We start from the raw sequence: 25,784 nt of genomic DNA, 5'->3' as shown, positions 1-25,784 counted from the left end.
CGACCACGGCGGCCGAGGCCGCGGTGCGCGCGGCGCGGTCCTCGGCGGCCATCGACGGCGGCAGCACGGACATCCCCGCCGACGGGCGGGTGGCGGACCCGATACTGGCCGGGTCCCTGCGCGTCGGTCAGGCGCTGGACGGAGACGCGCTGCGGAATCTGGTGCGCACCTGGCAGCGCGCTCCGCTGCAGGCGTTGGCGCGGCTGCATCTGCTCGCCGCGGCCGACCTGGTACCGCAGGAGGAGTCGCTCGGCAGGCCGCGCTACGACTCCGGTGTAGCGCGGCGGCTGGACCTGCTCGCGCAGACGGTGGTCGGCTCCCGGGCGCCCGCACCGGTGCTCGCCGCCGTAGTACACGGTGAGCTACTGGCGCTGAAGCCGTTCGGCACGGCCGACGGTGTGGTCGCGCGGGCGGCGTCCCGGTTGGTCGCGGTGTCCAGTGGGCTGGACCCGCACAGTCTCGGCGTGCCGGAGGTGTTCTTGTTGCGCAGGCGTCAGGCGTATCTGGACGCGGCCGATGGGTTCGAATCCGGGGATGCGGAGGCCGTGGGCGGATGGGTGATCTTCTGCTGCGCGGCGTTCGAGGACGGTGCGCGCGAAGCCACATCGATCGCCGACTCGGCGGCGGGATAATCCCCCTGGACACATCAAAGCGGGCGGCGTTGTCTGTCGACCTCACCGCCCGCTAGCACGGACTACCCGGTTACCAAGCGTGCTAGGTGGGTTGTGTTCTGCGGCCTCGGCGACAATCCGGACATCAGCGGTTCATCCCCGCAACCTGTGCGAGGCCTTCGCCGTCGACTATCCGTATTTCGCAGGCCCACAACGCTTCTGCCCTTGTCGCGGCGCGCTCCGCGTGGGTGCCTGGTGTCCGTGCTGGGAAGGATGGTCGGGAGACAGTGCCTTCTCTTCCGGTACTGCCTTGGCCTTCCGCCCTTCCGTAGTTACCTTTCTACACTGTGACTGCACTCACATCAAGGGATCATAAGACATTGAATAAACGGCGTGTTTCTCGGTGTTTCGTGGTTAAATGCCTGGCCCGCCGCAGCGTGTGCTAAGTCGGCAAATGCCCGGGCAAGTATCTGGCGATCCGGTATCACGAGATGGTCGAGCGCTCCGATATCAGTGTCGGCGGCGCAGCATCCGGTAACTGATCGCGCCCGCCAGCACCGCGCTCAAGCCGACCGCCGCCGTGGCCGCGACCGTCGTCGAGGACGGCGCCTGGAAGCGCGCCCACAGCGACACCGGGTTGGAGAAGGTCAGGATCGGCCAGCCGCGTGCGGTGGCCTCGCGGCGCAGATTGCGGTCCGGGTTGACCGCGGTGGGGTGCCCCACCGCGCCGAGCAGGGGCAGATCGGTGATCGAATCGGAGTACGCGTAGCAGCGCGACAGGTCGTAACCCTCGCCGGCGGCGAGTTTTTCGACAGCGGCGACCTTGCCCTCGCCGTAGCAGTAGAACTCGACCTCGCCGGTGTACTTCCCGTCCGCCACGACCATCCGGGTGGCCGCGGTGTGTGAAGCGCCGAGCGCTTCGGCGATCGGGCCCACGATCTCCTCCCCGGAAGCCGAGACGATCACCACGTCGTGGCCCCGGATCTTGTGGTCGGCGATCAAGTCGGCCGCCTCGGCGTAGATGAGCGGATCGACCAGCTCGTGCAGCGTCTCGGCCACAATGGATTTCACCTGTTCGACGTCCCAGCCCGCGCACATGCTGGTCAGGTGGGCGCGCATGCGTTCCATCTGGTCGTGGTCGGCGCCGGACAGCAGGAACAGGAAATGGGCGTAACTACTCTCGAGGACGGCGCGGCGGTTCAACAGCCCCTGCGCGTAGAAGGGCTTGCTGAACACGAACGTGCTCGACTTCGCGATCACGGTCTTGTCCAGATCGAAGAAGGCCGCGACGCGTCCACCCGTAGGGGCTGAGTTGTCCACCTGACCAGGATAGGCGGCGGCGCCGCCTCCCTCCGGAGGGGCGCTGAGCTGCGGCGGCTCCCTGCGGGCTATCGGGACCCTCCCGGTTTTCCGGGGCGGTGTCATCGCGCGATCAGCTCGGTCTCGCGCTGCGGTTCGTAGTCGTGTGCGGCTTCCTCGGCCCTGGCGCGCTGGCGTGCGGCCGCTTCCTCCTGGCTGCGGCCTCGCGCTCGGCTCTTCCACTCGGAGGCGTCCGCGCCGCCCTGGACGGCGCGCCGCGTGCGTGGCCGCATCATCTCGGCAGCCAGGTGCGGTGGCGCGGCAGACCGGCGGATCAGGTCTGCCGCGCCTGTCGTGTGGCTTCCTTGCCTTCGATCCGCCGCAGGTGGGCGGCAGACGGACTACGGTCATACCCGTTCGGCACGCGTGTTCCGAACGGTGGCGGGCATGCGGACGGCGCGTCGGTGGAGTTTGCCCCGTAGACGCCGAAGCCGCGAGGGCCGCAAAGATGTCCGTCGGCAGACTTGCGTTGTGGGCGGGGCTTGGGTGTAGTATTGCTGGCACCTGGACATGGTCCAGGCGCGTTCAGCCCGACCCCCCGGGGCTGAACCCCGACGGCCCCAGCCTCCTCCCCCCCCGGCTGGGGCCGTCCTCTATTTCAGGGACAGTGCGATAGGACGCCCGGCTCGGAAGTTGTCCACAGCCCGGAAGTTATCCACATTCGGCAGATCGGCCCTTCTCTGCCCGTCCGCGTTCAGCGACGCTGACCAGCATGAACCTCGAAGCATCGGAGCCGACCGGGCCACCGCCCGCCCTCGTGCTCATCGATGACGACCGCCTGCGCGACGAGGTCCGGCGCATCGCGGCGGCCGCTGAACGGTCTCTCGACGAGCGGACCCAACCCGTCGGCAGGCACGCCTGGACGGGCGCTCCGCTGGTGATCCTGGACACCGATGCGGCGCGAGAGGCAGCCGCGGCGGGATACCTGCGCCGGACCGGCGTGGTGTTGGTAACCGATGGTGAGCCAGGCTTGCTCGACTGGCAGGCCGCCGCCTCGGTCGGCGCGGAGCGGGCTATCGCCCTGCCCGGCGCGGCGGTGGGGCTTATCGAGATGTTTGCCGAGTACGGCGAACAACGTGCGGGCGATGGCGTGGTGGTCGCCGTCGCGGGGGCGGGCGGTGGGGCCGGGGCATCCACCTTGGCCGTCGCGGTCGCGCTGCGCGCCGCCGCGGAAGGGTTCCGGCGCGAGGCCTTGCTGGTCGACGGCGCGCCCTTTGCAGGTGGCCTCGACCTGCTGCTCGGTATAGAGAACACGGCAGGGCTGCGCTGGCCCGATCTGGTGATCGAGGACGGGCGGGTCTCCGCGACCGCGTTGCACGGCGCCCTGCCCATCGCGGCGCCCGGACTGGCGGTACTGTCGTGTGGGCGCTGCGGTGCGGGACGATTGCCACGCGAGCTCGGTGCGGCCGGAGTCCGCGCTGTGATCGAAGCGGGCCGTGTCGCAGGCGATTTCGTAGTTTGCGACATTTCCGGTGAGCGCGGACCGCATGCCGACCAGATGCTCGACTCGGCGGATCTCGTGGTGCTGGTCGTCCCGGCGCGACTGCGGGCGGTCGCCGCCGCCGAAGCGGTGTCCGCGCACATCGCGCGCCGAAACCCGAACCAGGGCCTGATCGTTCGAGGCCCGGCGCCCGGGGGCCTGCGCGCGCCCGAGGTCGCCGAAGTGCTCGATCTTCCGCTGCTCGCCGCCGTCCGAGCCCAGAGCGGTCTGGCCCACCGGCTGGAGCGCGGCGGGATCTCGGTCCGCAGTCGCGGACCGTTGCGCGATGCCGCCGACGCCGTGCTCGGCGTACTCAGCGCACCACCCGGGCGGCGGCGGTGAGGCGGGGAAGATGAGCGCGATACTGACCACCGAGCTGCTGGATCGGGTGCGGGAGCGACTGGCCACCGAGACCGGCGATCCGGATCCGGCGCAAGTCGCCGCCGCGATCCGCGCCGAGGCGGGTGGGGTGCTGGGAGACACCGATCTGCTGCGCGCCCTGCGGTTGTTGCAGACGGAGTTGACCGGCGCGGGCGTACTCGAACCGCTGCTGCACGATCCGCACGTCGCGGACGTCTTGGTGACAGGCCCCGAGGCGGTGTGGATCGATCGTGGGCACGGTTTGGAGCGGACTTCGATCACGTTCTCCGACGAGGCCGCGGTACGGCGGCTGGCGCAGCGCCTGGCACTGTCAGCCGGGCGGCGCCTCGACGACGCACAACCATGGGTGGACGGCCGGCTGACGGGAACCGGCGCGGCGCTGGGGGATTCCTTCGGTGTCCGCTTGCACGCGGTCCTCGCGCCGGTCGCACAGGGAGGCACCTGTCTGTCGCTGCGCGTACTTCGTCCGGCTACTCAGGGACTCGACGCGCTCGCGTCGGCTGGCGCGATGCCCACCGACGCGAAGCTCCTGCTGGAACGAATCGTCCGGGCGAGGCTGGCATTCCTCGTGGTCGGTGGCACCGGCGCAGGGAAGACGACGCTGCTGTCCGGGCTGCTCGCGACGGTCGACCGGTCCGAGCGGATCGTCTGCGTCGAGGACGCGGCGGAACTCGCGCCACCGCATCCGCACGTGGTCCGGCTGGTCGCCAGGACCGCGAACGTGGAGGGCGTCGGCGAGATCACCGTGCGCGACCTGGTCCGCCAAGCGCTGCGCATGCGGCCGGACCGGATCGTGGTCGGCGAGGTCAGGGGAGCCGAGGTGGTCGACCTGCTGACCGCGTTGAACACCGGGCACGACGGAGGAGCGGGCACCGTGCACGCCAACTCGCCGCGAGAAGTCCCGGCCCGCTTGGAAGCCCTCGCCGCCTTGGGCGGAATGGATCGAGCGGCCTTGCACAGTCAACTCGCCGCCGCGGTGCAGGTCGTCCTGCACGTACACCGTCGATCCGACGGCTCGCGCGGTTTACGCGAGATCGGCCTCGTGCACCGTGCCGGCGAGGGACGCGTGCGTATCACGCCCGCCTGGCACGACACAGGTGCGGCTCCGGCCGCCGCGGACCTGTGCAGCCTGCTCGCCGAACGGCTCGACCGATGAGCGGCGCGATGTTGTGTCTCGCGCTGGCGCTGATCGTGGTCCCGGCGCCGCGGTCGCGCCGCCGGCTAGGGCGGTTGTCGACCGCGCGAGCCGACTATCCGATGCCGCGGCGCGAGACGTTGTTTCGCGTGGCTGCGATCGCAGGCGCGGTGATTGTGCTCGTATCCTTCGGCCCTGGTCCCTTCCTCGCCGCCGGCTTGGTCACCGGAACGGTCGGGTTGCGGGCGCGACGGGCGGCGCGCGACCGGCGCAGGAGTGTCGAGCAAGGGCACCTGCTCGACGCTTTGGAGGCCGTGATCGCCGAATTGCGGGTAGGGGCGCACCCGAGCGCCGCCGCCGAGACCGCCGCGCGTGAGGTGCGGGGCGAATCGGCACGCGCGTTCGCCGTCGGCGCCGCACGCAGCCGGCTCGGTGGCTCGGCGGCGGAGGGTCTGCGCAGACCGGATTCCCCGATCGCCGAGGAACTTTCCCGGGTCGCGGGCGCTTGGCACGTGGCAGAGCGGCATGGCCTGGCACTGGCCGAGCTGCTGTCGGCAGCCCGAACGGATCTCACGGGCCGCCTTCGATTCCACGGCCGCACCACAGCCGCGCTGGCCGGTGCGCGCGCCACCGCCGCGGTCCTCGCCTGCCTGCCGTTTCTCGGTATCGCACTCGGCCAAATGATGGGCGCAGCGCCGCTGCACGTCCTGTTCGCCTCGTCCGCGGGGACGGTACTGCTGCCACTCGGCGCAGGCCTGGCCTGCGCGGGCCTGCTGTGGACCGATGTGATCACACGAAAGGTGCTGATATGAAGACCCTTCCGACGGTCGGCTGTGAGCGGCCGAATACCCACGCTTACCTTCCGCTTTCGATGTCGGCGTCGATCGGCAAGGCTCGGAAATCCGTCGGCGAGACATGGAGGTTCATAGGCGGGCCGATTGCAGCCGTGGTTTCTGCCTTAGCCGGAAGCGGTACGGCCGCACGAAGTCACCGCTGGGTCCGCAGCGCCCGCCCGTTGCCTCGACCGCTGGCCGATCCCACCGGCGTGTGTGTCGGACGGGTCCGTGGTTCTCACACAACAGCGCTGGTGCAGGAGGCTGACGATGGCGTTCACCCCGGATGCGGCGCTGCCGTTATCGCTGGTAGCGGTGGCATTCGCACTGCTCCCGGGACGGGTCGCGGTGAGCCGGCGGCTATCTGCTGTCGGCCGAGCCCATCATGGGCCGACCGAGTCGTCGCGCCGAGTGAACAAGGGGATCGATCCGCTGGCCGTCGCCTCGGTTCTCGATCTGCTGGCCGCGTGCCTGCGGGCCGGGCTGCCCATGGCAAGCGCGGCACGGGCCGTGGCGCCGGAGGCGCCGGAAGCGCTCGGCGAAGCATTGCGACGCGCTGCGGACCTGCTCGCCTTAGGGGCCGATGCGGCCACGGCCTGGGGCCGGGTGGCGCGCGATGCGAATGGGCGCCCCGGAGCCGAGGAGATCGAGTCACTGGCCCGGATGGCACGCCGCTCGGCACGCTCCGGGTCATCTCTGGCGGCCGCGGTGATGGAGCTGGCCGAGCAGCAGAGGTCCGCGGTCGAAGACACGGCAGCCGCGAAGGCGGAGCGCGCGGGTGTCCTGATCGGCGGCCCGTTGGGTCTGTGCTTCCTCCCGGCCTTCGTTTGCCTCGGCATAGTGCCGGTGGTCATCGGCTTGGCAGGGCGAGTACTGGACGGCGGACTGTTGTAATCCTGCGGCATGCCGCGGCTTCGCCCTCCACGGCACCGGCTCGAAGCACGCGGTGCTCGCTGACAGGTTCGGTGGTTCAGGGCGCGGCGGTGCGTGAGTGTGGTCGGCGGGGCGGGAGCGGACTGCTGTCCTACCGCGACGTGCCGTGGCTTCGCGACCCGACAGTGTCGGCTCGTGACGGGTTCGGCGGATCACGGCGCGGCGATGCGTGGGCGTGGGCGTGGCCGGCGGGGCGGAGGGGCGAGGTGACGCCCCGGAGTTCGCGAGGCGAGCGTTCGCCTGATCCGGGTACGCGGATCGGCGGCGGCGAGGTGGTTTCGAGACGGTTGCACGCGCCGCGGACTGCTTCGGAACAAGCGTGCTCGTGCGGAGCGGCCGCACGGGCTGGAAAGGAGGAATCGGGTGCGTATCCAGGGGGTCGCGAGATCCGTGGGCCGGAGGATGAGGGCTGTATATATGGGCTTGCGTGTCCGAGCGCTACAGGCGGTGGTCGCGGAGGACGGCATGAGCACTGCGGAGTACGCGATCGGCACGATCGCGGCGGCGGCATTCGGCGCCGTGCTCTACGGCGTGGTGACCGGCGACAGCATCGTGAACGCGCTGACGAAGATCATCGACCGGGCGCTCAACACGTCGGTGTAGTCGTCGCCGCGGCACGACGATGCCGTGCCACGCCGGGACCGAGCGACGATCGGGGAGCGGTGACGGTCGAGGCCGCGGTCGCATTGACTGCGCTCATGGCGGCCGTCGTGCTCTGTCTCGGCGCTCTACTGGCGGCGTCGACGCAGGTCCGCTGTGTCGACGCCGCCCGCGAGGCGGCCCGCCTCGCCGCGCGAGGCGATCATGCGAATGCTCGCCCGGCGGCCGAGCGCATTGCCCCGCCCTCGGCAGACATCGCCCTCCGCACCGAGGGCACTCGTGCCATAGCCGTGGTCTCCGCACGAACTCCACTGTTACCGCTGCTCACTCTTCGCGCGGAAGCGGTCGCGACGCTCGAACCCGGGGCCGAGAAGTGAAAGGGGTACCCACGGGCTGCTCCCGCGTGGGCAACGCCGCATATCACGAGGGGTGCGGCCCGCCTGGTCGGCGGGCGTCCGAGCGAGCGCGCCGACCGTGGAAGGTCTCCCCTGCGGCTCGGCGGTGTCAGGCGGGCCCCGGCTCGACGTGGGCACGCCGGTCCATGTCGTCGTGGTTCGAAGGGCCGACCGCAGGTCGAGTGCTGCGCGTTCGATGCCGCCGAATGCGCCCGAGGCAGGTGGCCGTACTCAGGACGCGTGTGCGACGCGTTCGGCGCGCCTCCCCGCGGCCGACCGACCGCCTGCGCGGCCGGTCACGCTGCGGCAATCAGAGGACAGGTGCGGCGGCCCTCCGACTTCGACCGAGAGTGTGACATGACCGACCTGAGCGGCCCCGAAGAGCACGTCCAGACCGGCGACCGGCTCGCACACCGTATGGGCTCTCCGGCATGGCTCCGCGCATCCAGGGAGGACGGGTTGGCGACAGTCTTCACCTGCCTGGCGCTCGTAGGGCTGATAGGTGTGACGCTTTTGATCGCGCAGGTGGGCGTCGTGGTGGTGGCGCGGCATCGGGCGCAAGCAGCCGCCGATTCGGCGGCGCTCGCCGCGGCGGGCGCGTTGGTGGCCGGCGTCGAAGCCGCATGCGCGGAGGCGGACGATGTGGCGCGGCGGATGGGGACACGAATGCGCGTCTGTGTCGCCGCGGAGTGGGACGTCACGGTGGCTGTGGAAAGGAATGTACCAATAGGTCTGTATGGCGATCGCGTCGTTCGGGCGAGTGCGCGGGCGGGGCCCGTTGAAGGCTGACGAGTTCGATACACGGTCGCCCTTGCGTCGCGTCCAGTAGCGGAAATCGGTAATTCTACTGGCCGGTTAAAAGTGGGCCCCTGGAATTCTCCGCGCAGGTCCGGATATCGAATACCGATGAATGCGCATGTCGGCAATGGACCCAGTGGCAATACTGTAGTTAACATGAATCTAATCCTTTTTATTCATGAGGGGTGAAGCAGCGTCATTCCACTAGGAGGGATCCCAATCTTCCCAGCATGCGCACTGGCAAGGTCGACAATTGGTCACGCGTCCGACTCTGCGCTGTCACGAATCCAGCGACACCTCCGCGCCGGCGGACAGTTCGGTCAGCACGGCGGTGAGCAGACGTGCCGCTGCCGCCTTGTCCAGCGGGTGGTTCCCGTTGCCGCACTTGGGTGATTGGACGCAGGACGGACAGCCGGCCGCGCAGCTGCACGACTCGATGGCCGACAGGGTGGCCGAAAGCCATTGCCGCAGCTGGGCGAAGCCGCGCTCGGCGAACCCGGCCCCACCGGCCTGACCGTCGTAGACGAAGACGGTGGGCAGCCCGGTGTTCGGATGCTCGGCGGTGGAGACGCCGCCGATGTCCCACCGGTCGCAGGTCGCCACCAAGGGCAACAGCCCGATCGCCGCGTGCTCGGCCGCGTGCAGCGCTCCGGGCACGTCCTGGGGTTCGATTCGGGCCAGCGTCAGCAGCTCCGGTGTCACCGTGTACATGACTGCCCTGGTGGGCAGTGTCTGCGGCGGTAGATCGAGTTCGACCAGGTCGAGCACTTCGCCGGTGACCAGCGTGCGCAGGTAGCCGACCACTTGACTGGTGACCCGCACCCGCGCCAGGCCGGCCGTCACGTGACCGTGGGAGCGGCGGTCGGTTACCGCATCGATGGCGATCGAGGTCACCTGGCGCGCGCTGGTGGTCCAGCCGGGCTCGGCGGCGTGCACGAAGGCCACGCCGTCGTCGAGATCCAGCTCGTCCACCACATAGGTCTCGCCCTGGTGCAGATGAACGGCGCCGCGATGCAGCGTGGCCCGGGCCCGCCCCGCATCGGCGGTGCCGAGCAGCCTGCCGGTTTCGCCGTCCACGATGGCTACCGGAGCGCCGATACCGCCCCGGACGTCCACCGCGTCGTGCGGTTGCGTCTCCGCGGTCACGTACCAGCGTGCGCGATCGTCCGTTCCGCGCCGCCTGATCAGCCCTTTCGTCGCCAGCTCGGCAAGTACCTCGGCTGCGCCGAGTTCATCCACCTCGGCGTCGGTGAGCGGCAGCTCCTGCGCGGCGCACAAAAGTTGTGGTCCCAGCACGTAGGGATTGCGCGGATCGGTGATGGTGGCCTCGACCGGCTTGTTCAACAGTGCTTCCGGGTGGTGGACCAGGTAGGTGTCCAACGGGTCGTCCCGCGCCACGAGCAGCACGAGCGATCCCTGAGCGCGTCGTCCTGCCCGTCCCGCCTGCTGCCAGAACGACGCGACCGTTCCGGGAAAACCGGAGATGACCACGGCATCGAGCCCAGCGATATCGACGCCGAGTTCCAATGCGTTGGTCGTCGCCGCGGCAAGGAGCGATCCGTCCGACAAAGCCGCTTCCAGATCACGCCGGTCCTCCGCGAGATACCCCGCGCGGTAGGACGCCACCCGCGCGGCCAAGTCCGGATCGATCTCGGCCAGCAGTCTTCTGGCCTCCATCGCAGTGAGCTCCGCGGCTCGGCGCGAGCGGACGAAGGTCAAGGTCCGAGCGCCTTCGGCCACCAGATCAGCCATGATCCGCGCCGCTTCCGCGGTGGCGGGCCTGCGCACCGGCGCACCGTTCTCGCCGGTGACCGCGGTGAGTAAGGGCGGTTCCCAGAGCGCGACGGTCCGTGGCCCCTGTGGCGATCCGTCCGCGGTGACCGCGGTGCACGGCGCGCCGATCAGGCGCGAGGCGGCCGCCGCCGGTTCGGCCGAGGTCGCCGAGCAGAGCACGAACACAGGGTCCGCGCCGTATCGTGCGGCGATCCGCCGCAGCCTGCGCAGCACCAGCGCGACATGCGAGCCGAAAACACCTCGATAGGCGTGGCATTCGTCGACCACCACATAACGCAGCCTGCGCAGTACGCGCGCCCAGCGCTGGTGGGATCGCAGTATGCCCAGGTGGAGCATGTCGGGATTGGTGAAGATCCACCGCGCGTTGGCGCGTACCCACTGGCGTATCTCGGCAGGCGTATCGCCGTCGTAGGTGGCCGGATGGATATCACGCAGCGGACCTTCGTGCGTGAGCGCGCCGATCGCGCGCAGTTGATCGGCGCCGAGCGCTTTCGTCGGCGACAGATACAGCGCGGTGGCCTTGGGATCGGCTTGCAGCGCCGTGAGCACCGGAAGCTGGTAACCGAGCGATTTGCCCGAGGAGGTCCCGGTACTCACCACCACGTGCCGGCCGTGGAACGCCGTATCGGCCGTCTCCACCTGATGGCGCCACGGCGCGTCGATGCCCGTGTCGCGTAATGCCGCAACCACATCCGGTGATGCCCACTCGGGCCACGCGGAGTGTGCTGCGGCGCGCGCGGGCAGCTCGACCACGTGAGTCAGCCGAGGGTCGTTGTCCGGCACCCCCGTTAGGACACGATTCAGCAACGATGCCCCGTAGGTGGGTCCTGCGGGAGGCCGCCCGCGGAGCGCTGAGTCCGGCTGATTCACGAGGCGAACCCCGCAACACGCTGCGGAAGTGTGAAACGTGTACGTCCGGCAACCCCTACCTGCCATTTCGATACCCAATAGCGACCTGGGTCACAGCTTCTTTGCTGAACGTCGACTCGGTTATCACCAAGCAAACGAACCCCAAGTCCGGATTCCACCATTGTGTCCCTCACCTGCGCATTCGCAAGATCAACTTTTTTGCAAATTGTCGGTAACTCGACTGTTGAATTGCCCGAAGACATGGTTCACTGGTTCCTGGTCGCAAGCTTCTGTGTTCGAGGGACGGATCCAAAGTCCAAACCGTCAGCAGGATCGATGTTGCGAACGGTGTGCTTGGTGCTTTCCTGCAGGGGGAACCAACAGTACAGCGGTCGGAACGGACCCGGTGGACGAACCCAGTTGTCCGCCGTTCCGGTAAGAAAAGAGAAGGAACAGAATGGCACAGGGAACTGTGAAGTGGTTCAACGCGGAGAAGGGGTTCGGCTTCATCGCGCCGGAGGACGGCTCCGCTGACGTCTTCGTCCACTACTCCGAGATCCAGGGTTCGGGTTTCCGCACCCTCGAGGAGAACCAGAAGGTCGAGTTCGAGGTCGGCCAGGGCACCAAGGGCCCGCAGGCCACCGGAGTGCGTGCGCTCAGCTGAGCGCACGAGGATCCACAGCTCGTCCCTCACCACCGGCAACGGGGTGAGGGACGAGCTATATCTGGGGTAGTCACGGCCCGTGTGCGCCGGCGGAACGGTCCGCCGAGCATGCCGCGGCGCAGGTGTGGCGAAACGGCAAGGCATACTGATTCGAACTGACGGGCGTACGCTCAGTGGTTCGAGTCGCAAGCACTCGACCACACGCGGCGTCACGGTATAAACGTGTCTGGTGCGACATTCAGCCGTCGCAGCCGCTCACCCCAAGCCGCGCACAGCGGAAACTACGCAGCGCGGGTCGATCAGGAAAGGTGTATTCGCCGGTGGCAACACGAGACCGCGGTGCAGCCGACCAGGGCCGTGCCCTGCGTCGTCTCGTGATCGTCGAGTCCCCGACCAAGGCCCGCAAGATCGCGCCGTACCTGGGTCGTAACTACACGGTCGAGGCGTCGGTCGGTCATATCCGGGATCTGCCGCGTGGCGCGGCGGATGTCCCGGCCAAGTACAAGGGCCAGTCCTGGGCGCGCCTGGGCGTGGATGTGGACAACGACTTCGAACCCATCTACGTCGTCAGCCCGGATAAGAAGGCCAAGGTCACCGAGCTCAAAAGCCTCCTGAAGGACGCGGACGAGCTCTATCTGGCCACCGACCCCGACCGCGAGGGCGAGGCGATCGCCTGGCACCTGCTGGAAACGCTCAAACCCAAGGTGCCGGTCCGGCGGATGGTGTTCCACGAGATCACCGAACCCGCCATCCAGGCCGCCGCCGCGGACACCCGTGACCTCGACAACGACCTGGTGGACGCCCAGGAGACCCGCCGCATCCTGGACCGGCTCTACGGCTACGAGGTCAGCCCCGTGCTGTGGAAGAAGGTCATGCCGCGGCTGTCGGCGGGCCGCGTGCAGTCGGTGGCCACCCGGGTGATCGTGCAGCGCGAACGCGAGCGGATGTCGTTCCGTTCGGCCGAGTACTGGGATATCGCCGCCAAGCTGGACGCGGGCAACGGCGAGGAGGGCGACGCCACCAATCCGAGGACCTTCGGCGCCCGCCTGGTCACCGTCGACGGCGCACGGGTCGCCACCGGGCGCGATTTCGGATCGGACGGGCAGCTCAAGACCGCAAGCGGCGTCGTGGTCCTGGACGAGGGCTACGCGCGGCGGCTGGCCGAGGCGCTGGACGGCGCCGACCTGGTGGTTTCCTCGGCGGAGGCCAAGCCGTACACGCGCAAGCCCTATCCGCCGTTCATGACCTCGACGCTGCAGCAGGAGGCGGGACGCAAACTCCGTTTCACCTCCGAGCGGACCATGCGGGTGGCGCAGCGTCTGTACGAGAACGGCTACATCACCTACATGCGTACCGACTCCACGACGCTGTCGGAGTCGGCCATCGCCGCGGCCCGTGCGCAGGCCACCCAGCTCTACGGCTCGGAGTTCGTGCACCCGACCGCACGGCAGTACACCCGCAAGGTGAAGAACGCGCAGGAGGCGCACGAGGCGATCCGTCCGGCGGGCGACACGTTCGCCACGCCCGGTCAATTGCACGCGCGGTTGGACAACGACGAGTTCCGGCTCTACGAACTCATCTGGCAGCGCACGGTCGCCTCCCAGATGGCCGACGCCAGGGGCACCACGCTGACGCTGCGCATCACCGGCGTCGCGGGCACCGGCGAAGAGTGCGTGTTCTCCGCTTCCGGCCGCACCATCACCTTCCCCGGCTTCCTGAAGGCCTATGTGGAGAGCGTCGACGAAGAGGCGGGCGGCCAGTCCGACGACGCCGAGTCCAGGCTTCCCGCGTTGGATGAAGGCCAGGCGGTCACCGCGGTCGAGCTGAATCCCGATGGGCACAGCACCAACCCGCCCGCGCGCTACACCGAGGCGTCGCTGATCAAGACCCTCGAAGAGCTGGGCATCGGCCGTCCGTCTACGTATTCGTCGATCATCAAGACGATTCTCGACCGCGGCTACGTCTACAAGCGCGGTAGTGCGCTGGTGCCGTCGTGGGTGGCTTTCGCCGTGATCGGCTTGCTGGAGGAGCATTTCGGCCGACTGGTCGATTTCGACTTCACCGCCGCCATGGAGGACGATCTCGACGCCATCGCCGGTGGACGCGAGCAGCGCGGAAACTGGTTGTCCAGCTTCTACTTCGGCGGCGATCACGGCGTGGAAGGGTCGGTCGCGCGGTCCGGCGGTCTGAAGAAGATGGTGGGGGAGCGGCTCGACGACATCGACGCGCGCGAGATCAACTCCATCAAGCTGTTCAGCGATGCCGACGGCCGCGATGTCGTGGTCCGGGTCGGCAAGTACGGGCCGTACCTGGAGCGCATGGTCGCCGATCCCGATGACCCCGAAGGTAATCCGGTGTCGCAGCGGGCCAACCTGCCGGACGATCTTCCTCCGGACGAGCTGACCCCCGAAGTCGCCGAGAAGCTGTTCTCGACGCCGCAGGAGGGTCGCTCGCTCGGCGTCGATCCCGAGTCGGGGCACGAAATCGTCGCCAAGGAAGGACGTTTCGGCCCGTACGTCACCGAGGTCCTGCCCGAACCGCAGGTCGAGCAGGGGCAGGAACCCGCCAAGAAGACCGCGAAGAAGGCCGCTGCGCCGAAGCCGCGCACGGGCTCGCTCTTCAAATCCATGGACCTGGCCACCATCACGCTCGACGACGCGCTGAAGCTGCTGTCGCTGCCGCGTGTGGTCGGCACCGACCCGGCAAGCGGTGAGGAGATCACCGCGCAGAACGGGCGCTACGGGCCGTACCTGAAGAAGGGCACCGACTCGCGTTCGCTGAACACCGAGGATCAGATCTTCACCGTCACGTTGGAGGAGGCGCTGAAGATCTACGCGGAGCCGAAACGCCGTGGGCGGCAGGCCTCCAGCGCCGCCCCGCTGCGTGAACTCGGCAACGACTCGGCCAGCGGCAAGCCGATGGTGATCAAGGACGGCCGCTTCGGCCCGTACGTCACCGACGGCGAGACCAACGCGACGCTGCGCAAGGGCGACGAGATCGAGTCGATCACCCCGGAGCGGGCCATGGAATTGCTCGCCGACCGGCGGGCTCGCGGGCCGGTGAAGAAGACCACCAAGAAGGCCGCGGCGAAGAAGGCCCCCGCCAAGAAGACCGCGGCCAAGAAGACCGCCGCCAAGAAGGCGACCACCACGAAGACGGTGGCCAAGAAGACCGCGGCGCAGAAAACGGCGGCGAAGAAGACCGGCGTCGGGAAGTCGTGAGTTCTCGGCGCGCGGCGACAGCCGTAGCCTGAGCGCCATGAGTACCGAACAGGAGCGCGAGGATCTGATCGCGATGCTCGCCGACCAGCGCGAGCTCTTCCGCATCACCCTGCGTGGCATCGATGACGAGCAGGCGCGGCAGCGAACCACAGTGAGCGAGCTGACCCTCGGTGGGCTGCTGCACCATCTGGTCAGCTGCGAACGGCACTGGACGTCGGTAATCGTGCGCCGGGACGAGAACGCGGAACTGGATGTCTCGCAGTTCGGCGCCGAGTACGTGATGGCCGCCGAGGAGACCGTGGCAGGTCTGCTGGCCACCTGGGAGGAGGTGGCCGCGGCGACAGCCGAGCTGATCCGCTCGGTGGACAGCCTCGACACCTCGATCCCCACTCCGACGACGCCCTGGACGCCGGAGCGCATCTGGTGGTCCGTGCGCTACACGGTGCTGCACATCCTGCGGGAGATCGCGCATCATTCCGGTCACGCCGACATCATCCGCGAGGAGCTGGACGGCGCGAACAGCACGCAGCAGCGCGCCTCCTAGTCGTGAACGGGGCCGAGCGGCGCCGCGGAGCTGCCGGGACCGCGGTGGTCCGGCGTCGCTGGTCGGCCCGAGCCGGATGTTCGGTGAATCGGGGCTGTGGCGGTGTGTGGCCGGGCGAGCGGGCCGCGCGGGCGGTTGGGCGGGACGGTGTGCGGTGTGTGGTGGGGTCCGGTGTGCGGTGCGTGGTGGAGCCGAGAGCGGTGCCCGGCCTGGCGGGCGGTGCGTGGTGGAGCGGGGTGTGGCCTGGCGGGCGGTGCGCGGCCGAGCCGGGTCGTGCGCGGCCTGGTGAGAGGTGCGCGGTCGAGCCGGACGGTGTGTGGCCGGGTGGCTGATCCAGTGGGATGTGTGGTCGGGCCGGGGTGCGGCTGAACCAGGCAGCGTGTGACAGGCCGTGCATGTGGGCGTCGACGGTGGCGAGCATGGTGTTCGAGACCGGCCGGGGTTTGTCGGGAGGGGCGGCTAGGGTGTACGGCGTGGCGGGTGTCTTCGATCGGTTGGTGGGCCAGGAGGCGGTCGAGTCCGAGTTGACTGCCGCCGCCGTCGCGGCGCGCGGGGGGACTGTCGACGGCGCGATGACGCATTCGTGGTTGTTCACCGGCCCGCCCGGCTCGGGCAGATCCGTCGCGGCGCTGTGCTTCGCGGCGGCGTTGCAGTGCACCGACGCGGGGACGCCCGGGTGCGGCAGGTGTCACGCCTGCACCACGACCATGGCGGGTACGCACGGCGATGTGCGCCGGGTGGTGCCCGAAGGACTGAGCATCAGCACCAAGGAGATGCGCGAGATCGTGCAGGTGGCCTCGCGCAGGCCGAGTACCGGGCGCTGGCAGGTGGTGGTCATCGAGGATGCCGACCGATTGACCGAGGCGGCCGGAAACGTGCTGCTCAAGGTCGTCGAGGAGCCGCCGGAGCGGACGGTGTTCCTGCTGTGTGCCCCCTCGGTCGACCCCGAGGACATCTCGATCACGCTGCGCTCCCGCTGCCGGCATGTGCACCTGGTGACGCCATCGGTGCCCGCCATCGCGCGGGTGCTGCGGGAACGCGACAACCTCGACGAGAAGACCGCGAACTGGGCTGCCTCCATCAGCGGCGGGCATGTCGGCCGTGCCCGCAGGCTCGCCACCGACGAGGAGGCGCGAGCCCGCCGCAGGCGGGCTCTGGCCTTGGTCACCGCGGCCGGGAAGCCCGGCGCGGCCTATGCCGCCGCGGACGAGCTGGTCCGCGCGGCCGACGACGAGGCCAAACAGATGAGCGCGACCCGCGACGAACGCGAGCGGGAGGAACTCGCGACCGCGATGGGCGCGGGCGGCACGGGCAAGGGCGCGGCGAGCGCGACCCGCGGCTCCGCCGGCGTGCTGAAGGATCTGGAGCGGCGGCAGAAGTCCCGCGCGACCCGCACCGGCCGCGACGCACTCGATCGCGCCCTGATCGACGTGGCGGGCGTCTACCGGGACGCGCTGGCCGTCCGATTCGGCGCCACCCGGCTCGGCTCCGGCATCGCGCTCACCCACCCGGACCTGTCCGACGAGATCCACGACTTGGCCGAGCGCGTGCGCCCCGAAGGCCTGCTGAAGTCCATCGAGGCCGTGCTCGCCTGCCGTACCGCGCTCGACCTGAACGTCAAACCCCGTTTCGCCCTCGCCGCCATGGCCGCCGCGCTCATCGCGGCCCGCGCACAGTGACCGTGACCACCTGTTTTCGCGATCGGGCCGCGAGAGGATAGACTCGCTTGGCCGAAAGGCACGCCGCCTTAGCTCAGTCGGTAGAGCGCTTCACTCGTAATGAAAAGGTCGGGGGTTCGATTCCCCCAGGCGGCTCAAATATAGCCAGGTCAGCGGTTGTTTCCGCGCTGACTACTGGGTGTCGTCAGCTGTATCTCGAGGCGCCATCCATGCCTCCACGCCGCGCCCCGGGCGGCCCTGTAGCGGCGGTGGTGACGCATGCGAGTCTCGAACTGCTCATACCGCAAGTCCCAGGTTTTGCACGACACTGTGGAACTGGAAGCGATACCGGCCGGGTCCAACTCGTGCAGCGAGTCCGCGCGTCAGGGTGCGTCCAACACGCTTGCTGGAACCCCATAGGGGAGAAACCGCACTCGACGGCGATCATCGGTGTTGTCGCGATGTGCGCGTAAGGCCTCGAGCTCGTTCGGGAATACCTGGTCGATCCTGGCCTCGCCGGTGTCGTCGATGCTGTAGATCGCCCATACCCCGCTGCCCGTCTCACCGGTGATCTCGCCCTCGGGTTCCGGTGGACGTGGCCGTTCCGGCTGGACGAACTGACCGAACAGCGACGCCAGCGAACCGAGGCTCGCGTGGTCTACGCGGTCTAGGTATACGCCGGCTTTCCCGAGCAGGTCGCGGAGTTCGGTTCCCGCCCCGCGCAGTGCGCGTTCGAAATCTTCCGGATCGATGCCGAAAGGTCCGTTGGTTGGCATCATGTGCTCCTGGGGACGAGGTGGGCGCTACGCCCTCAGTGTCCTCGCGAAACGCCGACTTCGCCACGCCGACCGCATCTGTCCTCGACAGCTGAGCGGCGGTGACGACAGCGTTGCCATGCTTGGTTCCGGAGCGGCTTGCCCGAATCTCGGGGTCCCCGACCGATTTATCAAGTGACCTGAATCACAGTGTGTCAGGACGTGCGCCACGGCGGTGTCTTGTTCCCGAGCCTCTCGGAGCGAAGGAGACACCATGAGCAAGAACGTCCATGTGGTCGTGATCGGCGGCGGATATGCCGGCGTGATGGCGGCGAACCGTCTCACGCAGCGTGACGACATTGCGGTGACCGTGATCAATCCCCGGCCGCTTTTCGTCCCGCGGCTGCGTCTGCACCAACTGGTGGGCGGAACCCATGATGCGGTCGTCGACTATGCCGAAGTCCTCGCCGAGGGCGTGCGGCTGGTCGTCGACAGTGTGACCGGAATCGACGCGGCCGGGCGCCGGGTGACTATGGCGGAGGGCGACGAGATCCGCTACGACTACCTGATCTACGCGGTGGGCAGCGGCAGCGCGGGCCCACGGGTGCCGGGCGCGGCCGAGTTCGCCTACCCGGTCGCGACTCTGGAGGCGGCGCAGCGGTTGCGGTCGGTGCTCTTCGACACGCCCATGGCGGCGGCGGTGACGGTCGTGGGGGGCGGTCCGACCGGCATCGAGACCGCCGCCGAGCTGGCAGAGCGGGGGCGCGGCGTCACGTTGGTCAGCGGCGGGATCCTCGGCCCGTATCTGCATCCGAAGGCTCGGCGCACAGCCCGTAAGTATCTCGCCAAGCTGGGGGTCAGCGTGCTGGAAGGCCCGGACTCGGCAGTCGCCGCGGTGACGCGGGAGGCCGTGGAACTCGCCGACGGCCGCACGTTGGCGAGCCGGGTCACCATCTGGACCGCGGGCTTCGGTGTTCCGGATCTGGCCGCCCGCAGCGGGCTGAGCACCGATAGCGCCGGGCGTTTGCTCACCGACGAGACCCTCACCAGCGTCGACGACGAGCGCATCGTCGCGGCGGGCGATTCGGCGGCACCGTCGGATCTGCCGTTCCGGATGAGCGCCTACGCCGCGGGTTGCCTCGGCGCCCATGCCGCGGACACCGTGCTGCACCGCATCGCGGGTGACCGGCCGGCGCCGATCGACCTGTCGTTCCCCGCAATGTGCATCAGCTTCGGCCGCGGCGCCGGGATCTTCCAGCTCGCCCACAAGGACGACACCGCGCTGCGGCTCTACTTCAGCGGCCCGGTGGGCAAGAAGCTCAAGGAGTTCTCCTGCTCCTCCAGCGTCGAACACCTGGTGAACGAGGCGCGTAAGCCCGGTTCGCACTCCTGGTTCAAGGACGGCAAGCACAGGCCGGCTCTGCTGGAGGCCCGGCGTAGCGTCACCGCGTCACCGGTCGCCTAGCCGAACCCGCCGGTGACTTCGACTGCACGATGTGCGGCAGCACCCCTGATCGCGGGCGCTGCCGCACGCGGCAGCGACAACCGGCGTCGCACGGCCCCCGACGGACGGAAGAAGAGGACGAGATGGACACGGCAAATGAACCCGGCGAGTCGCGGCGGGCCGACGATGCGGGAGCGGGTCGCGACCGCTCCACGGTCGAGGCGACGGAAACGTTCGTCGCCCACCGCAACCTGCTGTTCACCGTCGCCTACGAGATGCTCGGATCGGCGGCCGATGCCGACGACGTACTCCAGGAGACGTGGCTGCGTTGGGTGGCGGTCGACGCGGCGCACGTCGACGACGCCCGTGCCTATCTGGTTCGGATCACCACCCGTCAGGCGCTCAACCGGCTGCGGTCGATGAAACGCCGCAGGGAGGCTTACGTGGGTTCCTGGTTGCCCGAGCCACTGCTCACCACGTCATCGGTGCGGGGAAGGTGGGCCGATTCATCGTCGGCGGGCCCACCAGGAACGACGTCGCGCTCACTGTCGAGGCAACCACGGTCAACGGCAGTCCCGGATTGGCTCTGTTCGTGGACGGAGCACTCGACGGCGTCATCGCGATGCGCGTCGAGGACCCCCGTATCGCCGGCCTCTATTACGTCCGCAACCCGCAGAAACTGACCCGCGTCGATTCCGAGATCCCACTCACTCTGCGCTGAACACCGGTTACGGCCCGTTCGCGCACCGACTGAGGTGGTGACCGTCTCGCCTACCGCGTCTCGGTTGCGGTGGGTCCGGCAGGCTCATCCTGCCTGCGGCACGGCGGGCAGGTCGTCGAGGGTGCCGAGGAGTGGGGTCAGTCGCTGGAGTTCTTCCAGATGTGTGGCGCTGAGCAGGGCCAGGGTTTCCTTGCCCGCCTCGGTGAGGGTGAGGTGGACGACGCGGCGGTCGTTGCCCTGCCCTCGCTTGCGGGCGACGAGGCCGAGCTGCTCGGTGCGATCGATCAGTTGCACCACGCTGTGGTGGCGGGTGGACAAGTAGCCTGCGATCTCTCCGATGGTCGGCCCGCCCGGGGCGGAATGCCCCCGGATCGCCAGCAGCAGTTGGTGCTGCGTATCGGTGAGCCCCACTTCGGCCGCCCGGCGCTCACTCCACCGCAGGAGCCGGCGAAGCCCGGCCCGGAACGCCAGCAGCCGCGAGTATTCCTGATCACTGAGGTGCTGAGACTCAGGCAGGACCGGCGATGGCATCGACCCATCCATCATGGAGTGATATTATCACAGAATGATATATGATTGAGCGGCGATCAGGACGGGCCGCGTTCCTGGATCGATCGCGGCCGCCCGGCTCGGGAGAGCTTCGATTCGCCACTACGTCTGAAGGGTGGTGGAGAGTATGAGTAGTGAAACCATGATGAGTCGGCATCCCGACATCGTGGAATTGCGGGAGAAGTACGAGCGCGCCTCGGAGGCGCCCGACGCCCAAGCGGTCACCGGCCTGATGTTCCTGACCGGGCTCTACATCGCGATCTCCCCGTGGGTCGTAGGGTTCAACGGGTTCTCGACGTTGACCGTCAACAACCTCGTCGTCGGCATCGCCCTGGCGATGCTGGCCTTCGGATTCGCCTCGGTTTACGGCCGGACCCATGGCATCGTCTGGGCCGCGCCACTGCTCGGCCTCTGGACGATCCTGGCTCCCTGGGTGGTCAGCGGCGACGTCGACACCACGTCGACGATCTGGAACAACGTGGTCGTCGGCGCGATCGCTGTGCTGCTCGGCCTGGGCTCGATGTTCCTCGGGATGAGGCGGACCGGCCGCCTCACCGGAGAGGCGCCTGCCGCGAACGCGACTCGGACGCAACGACCGTCCGGGCTTCCGCCGGAAACTTCCGCGCGGTGAGCACATAGTCCGATCCGGCTGTACCGGCACGGTTTTTCCGACCCGCAAACCCCTGCAAATCGAAGCCGTCCGAGGATGAGTTCTTCGCACACTGAGAGGTGTTGGGTCTGGGGTGGCCGCGGGCGCTGGCTACTTCAGACCTGACCTCTACCGGCAGTTGCGTGCCAGGCAGAACGACCGGCGGCGGGCGTCCGCGCGAGTTTTCTGCGAAGGTGTCTATGTGAAGGTGCTGAGCAGGAACCATGTGACCGTCAGCGGCAAGACCGGCGCGCCGGTGGTCGTGCTCGCCCACGGCTTCGGTTGCGACCAGCACATGTGGCGGCTGGTTGTCCCGGTTCTGGAGCGGGATTTCACCGTCGTACTGTTCGATCACGTGGGTGCGGGCCGCTCCGACCTGTCGGCCTGGAGCCCTCAGCGGTATTCCAGCATGGACGGGTACGTCGAGGATGTGCTCGCGCTGCTTCGCGAACTCGATCTGGGGCCGGTGATCTTCGTCGGGCACTCCGTGAGTGCGATGATGGGAGTGCTCGCCGCCGCCCGCGAGCCCGCGGCGTTCGCCGGACTGGTGCTGGTGGCTCCTTCGCCGTGCTTCATCGATGATCCGGCCACCGGATATCGGGGCGGCTTCGATGCCGCCGACATCGATGAACTACTGGAGGCGCTCGATGCGAACTATCTGGGCTGGTCGGGTGCGATGGCGCCGGTCATCATGGGCAACCCCGATCGGCCGGAGCTGGCCGAGGAACTCACCAACAGTTTCTGCCGCACCGACCCGGAAATCGCGCGAGTCTTCGCCCGCGTCACGTTCCTCGCCGACAACCGCGCCGATCTCGCGGCGGTGGAGGTCCCCACTCTGATCCTGCAGTGCTCCGATGACGCTATCGCCCCACTCGAGGTCGGAGCCTTCGTCCACGAGCGGATCCGGGGGAGCAGACTGGTCACGCTGACGGCAACCGGCCACTGCCCCCAGCTCAGTGCTCCGGCGGAAACCGCCGACGCCATAGCCGCCTTCGCCGCCGAGACCGGATGACGAGCGCCGCGGGCGACCGAGACTGTGGCAGTGCTCGCAGTGCTCTCGGAGCGGGAACGGATGACGACGCGGCGTTCGCCGCGTTGCTCGAGGACAGCGCCGAGGACCTGTACGAGAACGCGCCCTGCGGATACCTCTCCACCTCGCTGGACGGTCGCATCGCCAAGGTGAATGCCACGCTGCTGGACTGGCTGGGCTTGCGGCGCGACGAACTGGTCGGCCGTAAACACTTCTCCGACCTACTCACCGTGGGTGGCCGCCTCTATCACGAGACCCATTTCGCTCCCCTGCTGCGCATGCAGGGGCAGATCCGCGGCATCGCCCTGGAGATGAAGACCACCGACGGCGGCCGACTACCCGTCCTGGTCAGCTCGCAGGTCAAGACCGGCAGCCAGGGACAACCGCTCTTGATCCGCACCACCGTCTTCGACGCCCGCGAGCGCCGCGCCTATGAGACCGAGCTGCTACGGGCACGCCGCGAGGCCGAGCAGGAGCGCGAACGCCTCCAGCGTCTGAACGCCACTCTGCAGACCACCCTGCTACCGCCCGAACTACCCGATGTTCCCGGCCTGGAGGTCGCCGCGTACTACCACATCGCCTCCGCCGACGAGGTCGGCGGCGACTTCTACGATCTGTTCCCGATCACCGGCGACAGATGGGGAATGTTCCTGGGCGATGTCTGCGGCAAAGGCGCTCCTGCCGCGGCCCTCACTTCCCTGGCCCGCTACACACTGCGCACCACCACCGCCTATACCCGCGATCCGGCTGCCGTGCTCGACATGCTCAACACCACCCTCACCGAGCGGTCCCACGGCCACAACCCGCGGTTCTGCACGATCATCTTCGGCCTGATCGAACCCACCCCCCAGCGTGGCGGTTGCGACATCACCTTGGCCGGTGGGGGGCACCCGCCGGCCCTGCTCTTGCGCTCCGACGGGTACGTGGAGGAAATGCATACCTGGGGCGGTCAGCTCATCGGGGCGATCCGAAACGCCCATATCGTCACCAGGGAGGTTCGGCTCGAGGTCGGCGACACCCTGATCCTCTACACCGACGGGCTCACCGAAGCCCGCACGACGGCGAACGGTGGTCGCTACGGCGACCGCGCGCTCATCGAATTCGCCCGCGCGATGGCGCCGGTCACGGCTTCCGGCGGCGTCGAGGCCATCCGGGAACTGCTCGCCTCCTTCGGGTCCGGAGTGGAGGACGATACCGCCGTCCTCGCCATCCACGCGCTACCTCCATCGCAGGGCGCGACGCCCTGATCCCGGCGGGGGAACACCGCGCTCCAGAGCTGTGCTCCACCGGGAACTGAGCTGTTCGACCCCGCCCTCGAACCGTTACCTGCTGAAACGCCGCTTCGCTGTGCCGGGGATATCTCGTAACTTTAATGAGCCGTCGAATAGTGGCACAATTCACAACGAACCAATATTCATGTAACCCTGGCGTAACCAGGTTCCGCTCGGGGCGATGAGGAGCGATGCCGGTGCAGATGCCGAGACCAGATCGAGGCTTACGCCCTTCTGAGACCCATCGTCGCCCGGCATCGACGCGGTCCGATCCCGCCGACTCCACGCGGCCCCGTGGGCGAACCGGCTTCTTCTGCAATCGAGGTGATCATCAAGTGTTGGAAAACCAAACCAAGGTAATCCGAAGTCTGGTTCCCGCCCGGATGGACCGGCTTCCGTGGACCGGGTTCCATTGGCTCATCGTCGTGGGGCTGGGCGTCTCCTGGATCTTGGACGGAATCGAGATCCAGATCGTCAGCAGCATGGGCGGACCGCTGCAGGACGCCGACGCACTGCATCTCACGTCCGGTCAGGTCGGCGCGATGGCTTCGTGGTACCTGGCCGGCCAAGTGGTCGGCGCACTCGTCTTCGGCCGGCTCACCGACCGGCTGGGTCGCAAGAAACTTTTCATCCTGACCCTGGCGATTTATCTGATCGGCAGCGGATTGGCCGGTTTCTCCTGGAATGCGTGGTCGCTGTATTTCTTCCGCTTCATCGCGGGCACCGGAATCGGTGGAGAGTACACGGCGATCAATTCGGCGATCGACGAGATCATGCCGTCGAAGTATCGGGGCCGGGTCGACATCGCGATCAACGGCACCTATTGGGGCGGTGCGGCTTTGGGGGCGGCAGCCAGCCTGGTCCTGTTCAACGAACGTTTCATTCCGACCGACTGGGGATGGCGACTCGGATTCTTCATCGGACCCGTCCTCGGGCTCGTCATCATCTTCCTGCGCAGGCACATCCCGGAGAGCCCGCGCTGGCTGCTCACGCATGGGCGGGCCGAGGAAGCCGAGCGGACCGTCGACGAGATCGAAGCGCAGGTTCGGAGTAGGGGAGTCGAACTCCCTCCGGTCGACGAGAGCAAAGCCTTGGATATCGTGGACACGGAGCGGCTCTCCTATCTGCAGATGGGTCGGATTTTCTTCGGACGGTATCCTTCCCGTTCCTTCCTCGGATTCACGATGATGGCTACCCAGGCATTTCTGTACAACGCGATATTCTTCACCGTCGGTTTGGTTCTGATCAATTTCTACGACGTGCCCGCGCATCACACGGGCTATTATTTCTTCCCCTTTGCGATCGGCAACCTGATCGGCCCGCTGGTGCTCGGTCCGCTTTTCGACAGCATCGGTCGGCGGAAGATGATCTGCGCGACGTACTCGATATCCGGTTTCCTGCTTTTCCTCTCCGCCTGGGCATTCAACGCGGGCATGCTCGACGCCACCACGCAGACGATTTTCTGGTGCGTCATCTTCTTCTTCGCTTCGGCGGGCGCTTCCTCTGCCTATCTCACGGTCAGCGAGATCTTTCCGCTGGAACTGCGTGGTCAAGCCATCTCGTTCTTCTTCGCCATCGCGCAGGGCGCCGGTGGGGTTGTCGCACCGTTCCTGTTCGGGCACTTGGTAGGCGGCGCCGACAACCCGAGCCCCGACCGGTTCCCGCTCACGGTGGGGTACCTCATCGGCGCCGGGTTCATGATCGTCGGCGGTTTGGTCGCCTGGTTCTTCGGAGTGAACGCCGAAGGGCAGTCCCTGGAGGACATCGCGGATCCGCTGTCGGTGGCGAAACCCTCGGAGACGACTCCCGGCGCGGTTGTGGGCGGCTGGGGAAGCGCCCTGGAAGCCGATGTCGAACAGGATCCCGCTTCGGCCGGACGAGCTCCGGTCGCGATAAGTAGCGAGCCGGTGCCTGACGGCGCGTCGGGCATCGATGCAACGAACGGGGATTAGCGAGATGGTGCAGCCGACTCCGTGGCGGACGAGCAAGGATCGACAGGCAGCCGCACCGCGCCGGTCAGCGGGCAATGCCCGAAAGCGCCGAGTCGACGTCGGGAAACTACGGGCGCGGGTCCGGCCGCTCGCGATCTCGCTCCGGGACAACGCGGGCT

Annotated in this window: 23 protein-coding genes, 1 tRNA gene and 1 pseudogene; 20 read left to right on the top strand and 5 right to left on the bottom strand. The window is 68.1% G+C overall.

The genetic code is table 11. The annotated features are described in order from the left end of the window. Positions 1–632 (top strand): Fic family protein (locus tag NA8_RS06655; protein ID WP_063049437.1); only part of this gene is annotated, 632 nt, incomplete at its 5' end. Positions 633–1,121: 489 nt separating this feature from the next. Here NA8_RS06655 and NA8_RS06650 read toward each other — a convergent pair. Next, a complete protein-coding gene (locus NA8_RS06650) occupies positions 1,122–1,931 on the bottom strand; it encodes an HAD family hydrolase (RefSeq protein WP_063049436.1) in 810 nt (269 codons plus the stop codon). 101 nt (positions 1,932–2,032) lie between these two features. Continuing rightward, on the bottom strand, positions 2,033–2,206 hold the full coding sequence (locus NA8_RS33515; protein WP_157106558.1) for a hypothetical protein: 174 nt from the start codon (positions 2,204–2,206) through the stop codon (positions 2,033–2,035). Positions 2,207–2,682: 476 nt separating this feature from the next. Between NA8_RS33515 and ssd the strand changes: the two genes are divergently transcribed. From ssd to NA8_RS06615, 7 genes are all read left to right on the top strand, one after another. Beyond that, the gene (ssd, locus tag NA8_RS06645; protein ID WP_063049435.1) at positions 2,683–3,792 is read left to right on the top strand and encodes a septum site-determining protein Ssd; all 1,110 of its coding nucleotides are present in this window, start codon (positions 2,683–2,685) and stop codon (positions 3,790–3,792) included. A gap of 10 nt (positions 3,793–3,802) precedes the next feature. After that, complete coding sequence (locus NA8_RS06640; protein ID WP_063049479.1) at positions 3,803–4,987, top strand: TadA family conjugal transfer-associated ATPase; 1,185 nt, start codon at positions 3,803–3,805, stop codon at positions 4,985–4,987. Further along, positions 4,984–5,778, top strand: a complete 795-nt coding sequence (locus NA8_RS06635) for a type II secretion system F family protein (RefSeq protein WP_063049434.1) — start codon at positions 4,984–4,986, stop codon at positions 5,776–5,778. The genes NA8_RS06640 and NA8_RS06635 overlap by 4 nt, the downstream gene beginning before the upstream one ends. Positions 5,779–6,069: 291 nt before the next feature. After that, entirely contained in the window at positions 6,070–6,693 is a 624-nt protein-coding gene (locus NA8_RS06630) for a type II secretion system F family protein (RefSeq protein ID WP_063049433.1), read from the top strand. A gap of 456 nt (positions 6,694–7,149) precedes the next feature. Beyond that, positions 7,150–7,335, top strand: coding sequence for a DUF4244 domain-containing protein (locus tag NA8_RS06625; protein ID WP_174550048.1), 186 nt, complete (start codon positions 7,150–7,152; stop codon positions 7,333–7,335). A 59-nt stretch (positions 7,336–7,394) separates the two neighbouring features. Next, on the top strand, positions 7,395–7,709 hold the full coding sequence (locus NA8_RS06620) for a TadE family type IV pilus minor pilin (protein ID WP_063049431.1): 315 nt from the start codon (positions 7,395–7,397) through the stop codon (positions 7,707–7,709). Positions 7,710–8,084: 375 nt separating this feature from the next. After that, complete coding sequence (locus NA8_RS06615) at positions 8,085–8,516, top strand: Rv3654c family TadE-like protein (protein WP_439957369.1); 432 nt, start codon at positions 8,085–8,087, stop codon at positions 8,514–8,516. 288 nt (positions 8,517–8,804) lie between these two features. Here the strand turns inward: NA8_RS06615 and NA8_RS06610 are convergent, their stop codons facing one another. Then, complete coding sequence (locus NA8_RS06610; RefSeq protein WP_063049430.1) at positions 8,805–11,189, bottom strand: DEAD/DEAH box helicase; 2,385 nt, start codon at positions 11,187–11,189, stop codon at positions 8,805–8,807. A gap of 436 nt (positions 11,190–11,625) precedes the next feature. On the opposite strand from NA8_RS06610, the gene NA8_RS06605 reads away from it, so the two are divergent. The 5 genes from NA8_RS06605 to NA8_RS06585 all read left to right on the top strand — a co-directional run bounded on the left by NA8_RS06605 (position 11,626) and on the right by NA8_RS06585 (position 17,411). Further along, complete coding sequence (locus NA8_RS06605) at positions 11,626–11,832, top strand: cold-shock protein (RefSeq protein WP_011206895.1); 207 nt, start codon at positions 11,626–11,628, stop codon at positions 11,830–11,832. Between the two features lie 374 nt (positions 11,833–12,206). Next, positions 12,207–15,053: a type I DNA topoisomerase gene (gene topA / locus NA8_RS06600; protein ID WP_439957371.1), complete on the top strand. Its 2,847-nt coding sequence runs from the start codon at positions 12,207–12,209 to the stop codon at positions 15,051–15,053. Positions 15,054–15,090: 37 nt separating this feature from the next. Beyond that, the gene (locus NA8_RS06595) at positions 15,091–15,597 is read left to right on the top strand and encodes a mycothiol transferase (protein ID WP_063049429.1); all 507 of its coding nucleotides are present in this window, start codon (positions 15,091–15,093) and stop codon (positions 15,595–15,597) included. Between the two features lie 473 nt (positions 15,598–16,070). Then, entirely contained in the window at positions 16,071–17,276 is a 1,206-nt protein-coding gene (locus tag NA8_RS06590) for a DNA polymerase III subunit delta' (protein ID WP_063049476.1), read from the top strand. Between the two features lie 62 nt (positions 17,277–17,338). After that, a tRNA-Thr gene (locus NA8_RS06585) sits at positions 17,339–17,411 on the top strand. A gap of 227 nt (positions 17,412–17,638) precedes the next feature. Here the strand turns inward: NA8_RS06585 and NA8_RS06580 are convergent. Beyond that, positions 17,639–18,031, bottom strand: a complete 393-nt coding sequence (locus NA8_RS06580; RefSeq protein ID WP_063049475.1) for an Rv0313 family protein — start codon at positions 18,029–18,031, stop codon at positions 17,639–17,641. Positions 18,032–18,284: 253 nt separating this feature from the next. On the opposite strand from NA8_RS06580, the gene NA8_RS06575 reads away from it, so the two are divergent. The 3 genes and pseudogenes from NA8_RS06575 to NA8_RS35875 all read left to right on the top strand — a co-directional run bounded on the left by NA8_RS06575 (position 18,285) and on the right by NA8_RS35875 (position 20,175). Beyond that, on the top strand, positions 18,285–19,475 hold the full coding sequence (locus NA8_RS06575; RefSeq protein WP_063049428.1) for an NAD(P)/FAD-dependent oxidoreductase: 1,191 nt from the start codon (positions 18,285–18,287) through the stop codon (positions 19,473–19,475). Positions 19,476–19,597: 122 nt separating this feature from the next. After that, positions 19,598–19,942: pseudogene (locus NA8_RS35880) on the top strand (sigma factor); the annotation flags it as partial. A gap of 8 nt (positions 19,943–19,950) precedes the next feature. Continuing rightward, on the top strand, positions 19,951–20,175 hold the full coding sequence (locus NA8_RS35875) for a hypothetical protein (protein ID WP_063049426.1): 225 nt from the start codon (positions 19,951–19,953) through the stop codon (positions 20,173–20,175). An 84-nt stretch (positions 20,176–20,259) separates the two neighbouring features. On the opposite strand, the gene NA8_RS06560 is transcribed toward NA8_RS35875, so the two are convergent. Further along, positions 20,260–20,706 (bottom strand): MarR family winged helix-turn-helix transcriptional regulator, encoded by a 447-nt coding sequence (locus tag NA8_RS06560; protein ID WP_063049474.1) that lies wholly within the window; start codon positions 20,704–20,706, stop codon positions 20,260–20,262. 145 nt (positions 20,707–20,851) lie between these two features. Between NA8_RS06560 and NA8_RS06555 the strand changes: the two genes are divergently transcribed. The 4 genes from NA8_RS06555 (at position 20,852) to NA8_RS06540 (ending at position 25,626) form a co-directional block, all read left to right on the top strand. Next, positions 20,852–21,355, top strand: a complete 504-nt coding sequence (locus NA8_RS06555; protein WP_084466570.1) for an SPW repeat protein — start codon at positions 20,852–20,854, stop codon at positions 21,353–21,355. Between the two features lie 220 nt (positions 21,356–21,575). Continuing rightward, complete coding sequence (locus NA8_RS06550) at positions 21,576–22,385, top strand: alpha/beta fold hydrolase (RefSeq protein ID WP_063049473.1); 810 nt, start codon at positions 21,576–21,578, stop codon at positions 22,383–22,385. Continuing rightward, positions 22,382–23,650 (top strand): PP2C family protein-serine/threonine phosphatase, encoded by a 1,269-nt coding sequence (locus NA8_RS06545; protein WP_063049425.1) that lies wholly within the window; start codon positions 22,382–22,384, stop codon positions 23,648–23,650. The genes NA8_RS06550 and NA8_RS06545 overlap by 4 nt, the downstream gene beginning before the upstream one ends. 359 nt (positions 23,651–24,009) lie before the next feature. After that, positions 24,010–25,626 carry an MFS transporter gene (locus NA8_RS06540; protein WP_245663688.1) on the top strand — a complete coding sequence of 539 codons (1,617 nt, stop codon included), beginning with the start codon at positions 24,010–24,012 and terminating at the stop codon, positions 25,624–25,626. Positions 25,627–25,784: the final 158 nt, after the last annotated feature.

Origin of the sequence: Nocardia arthritidis NBRC 100137, assembly GCF_001612765.1 — a bacterium.
GTDB lineage: Bacteria > Actinomycetota > Actinomycetes > Mycobacteriales > Mycobacteriaceae > Nocardia > Nocardia arthritidis.
This window is presented reverse-complemented; position numbering and strand designations above follow the sequence as displayed.